Here is a 2,306-nt window from a genome sequence, read left to right on the forward strand (position 1 = left end):
CCACAAATCCCCATAGACCGGGAACCGCGCGCTCGCCATCCCGCGGGTTCTTTCGCTGGAGGCTTTCGGAACGCCGGCCCAGCGCCAGGCCAATATGTGGATGGCCGGTATCCGAAACCCATCACAAAACCGGACATTGCGGCCGTTGCCAAAGTTCGCGGCGTCGCAAATCGTCAGGATGAGAAGCACCACCGGCAATGGCGGGGGAAAATCATTCACTTAACCGCTGCGATTGATCCGGGGCCGATGTCTCGGTCAGTTACACCAGTCTTGGCCGCTCCCATCCAATCGCGAACCTCGATGACAGCGGTCGGGTGGCGTGGCTTCCGAAGCGAGACAAGATAGAAGTCCGCTCCAATACGCAATTCTGTCGTGAACGGGCGGACTAGCCGGCGGGAGGCAAGGTCGTCTGTGACAAAGAACAGGCTGGTGAGGGCAAGGCCCTGCCCGGCAGCCGCAGCCTCAATTGCAAGCGAGGTTTGGTTGAACCGGATATTCTTACCGGATGTGGTGGCCGCTCCCGGAAAGGCGACTTCCAGAAACTGGGGCCATAAATCATGAGCGTCATGCAGCAACGCGTAACGCTTGAGATTCTCTGGAACTGCCGGTGGCCCAAGCTTCTCGATCAGCAATGGACTTGCGACAGCTACGATCACCTGTTCAAATAGTAGGTCGGCGGTTAGGCCAGGTCCGAAGGGCGGACGCCCATAACGGACCGCCAGGTCGACCGCGTCGGTCTGGAAACTGGAAACCCGGTCGGTTGCCAAAATCCGCGGGTCGATGTCAGGATGCGTTTCCGTAAACTCCGGCAAGCGTGGGATCAACCAACGCGAGGCGAAGGTCGGTGTCACGCTGATGGTTAGATGGCGTGGTTCGGGTTTCAGGGAATCTGTCGCATCGGAGATCAGCTCAAACGCCCGGCGAATGTTGCCGACATAGCTGCGCCCGGCCTCGGTGAGCGCGAGCGCCCGCGCGTGGCGTTCGAATAGTTTCAGCCCAAGGGCAGCTTCCAAACCGCGCACTTGCTGCGCCACGGCACCCTGCGTCACCCCAAGCTCTTCAGCCGCGAAGCCGGAAGTTCAGGTAGCGCGACGCGACCTCGAAGGCGCGTAATGCGTTGAGCGCGGGGAGTCGTCGGATACGGTCTGCCATTCGATAGTTTTTCTACTGGATGATGAGCGTCGTTCTGGTTCGTGTGCATACGCCATGCATGCTATCATCTTTCCGATAGTTTCAACAAACAGCGCAAGTTCTCGCAAGATATCTGATCAGGGAGATAAATATGTCGGTAGAAAAAGTGGCGGTCGTGGTGGCGGGTGGTTCTGGCATGGGCGCTGCATCGGCCCGGCGTTTGGCCGATGATGGTTTCAAGGTGGCCATTCTGTCATCGTCGGGCAAGGGCGAGGCACTGGCGCAGGAACTTGGTGGATTCGGTGTCACCGGATCGAACCAATCCAACGACGACCTGAAGCGCCTAGTGGATGGTGCGATGGACCGTTGGGGGCGGATTGACGTGTTGGTGAACAGCGCGGGTCATGGGCCGAGGAAGCCGATCCTTGAGATTACGGATGAGGACTGGCACACCGGGATCGACGTTTATTTCCTGAATGCGGTGCGACCGACGCGGCTGGTGACCCCCGTGATGCAGCGACAGAAGTCGGGCTCGATCATCAACATCTCGACCACTTGGGCCTTTGAACCGAGCGCGATGTTCCCGACCTCTGCGGTGGCGCGGGCGGGGCTTGCATCCTTCACCAAGGTATTTGCCGACACCTATGCGGCCGAGAACATCCGCATGAACAATGTCCTGCCCGGCTGGATCGACAGCCTTCCGGCCACCGAAGAGCGGCGCGACAGCGTGCCGATGAAGCGGTATGGCACGAGCGAGGAAATCGCGGCGACGGTATCTTTTCTCGCCTCTGATGGCGCGGCCTACATCACGGGCCAGAACATTCGTGTCGACGGTGGCGTGACGCGGTCTATCTAATCGTAGATAAATCCGCACTCATAGCATTTTGCTTTCTCGGCCTGGTTTGAGGAAGCAACTTCATCTTTGTAAACCAGCTTCGCCATCTGCGAAGCTGGTTCCGTGACGCTCCAGCAATACAAGGCTTTTGGATTTCCGATGCCTGCTTTGGGCTATGGTCAGGCAGCTCATTGATGACCGCTTTGCGCCAGTGAACGAACCCGCTCGCGCGGGAGGGGCGCGGACTTTGAGGCGTGTGCCTGGTTGACGGTATCAGTGAGGCTTTGATCGATCAGAGGTGACGGGTGGCCGGAGACCTCCGAGCATGAAGGGGTCAACC

The 2,306-nt window shown here is 59.1% G+C and carries 2 protein-coding genes and 1 pseudogene; 1 reads left to right on the forward strand and 2 read right to left on the reverse strand.

Annotated features, from left to right (window positions below):
• Both AAAB35_RS05840 and AAAB35_RS05845 read right to left on the reverse strand, forming a co-directional pair.
• On the reverse strand, positions 1-219 hold a 219-nt coding region (locus AAAB35_RS05840), incomplete at its 3' end, for a hypothetical protein (RefSeq protein WP_340667276.1).
• Positions 216-1,152 (reverse strand): annotated as a pseudogene (locus AAAB35_RS05845) (LysR substrate-binding domain-containing protein). The gene AAAB35_RS05840 and the pseudogene AAAB35_RS05845, both read right to left, overlap by 4 nt.
• A 130-nt stretch (positions 1,153-1,282) precedes the next feature.
• On the opposite strand from AAAB35_RS05845, the gene AAAB35_RS05850 reads away from it, so the two are divergent.
• Positions 1,283-1,987, forward strand: a complete 705-nt coding sequence (locus tag AAAB35_RS05850; protein ID WP_340667277.1) for an SDR family oxidoreductase — start codon at positions 1,283-1,285, stop codon at positions 1,985-1,987.
• Positions 1,988-2,306 lie beyond the last annotated feature (319 nt).

Origin of the sequence: Phyllobacterium sp., from assembly GCF_037994425.1 — a bacterium.
Taxonomy (GTDB): Bacteria; Pseudomonadota; Alphaproteobacteria; order Rhizobiales; family Rhizobiaceae; genus Phyllobacterium.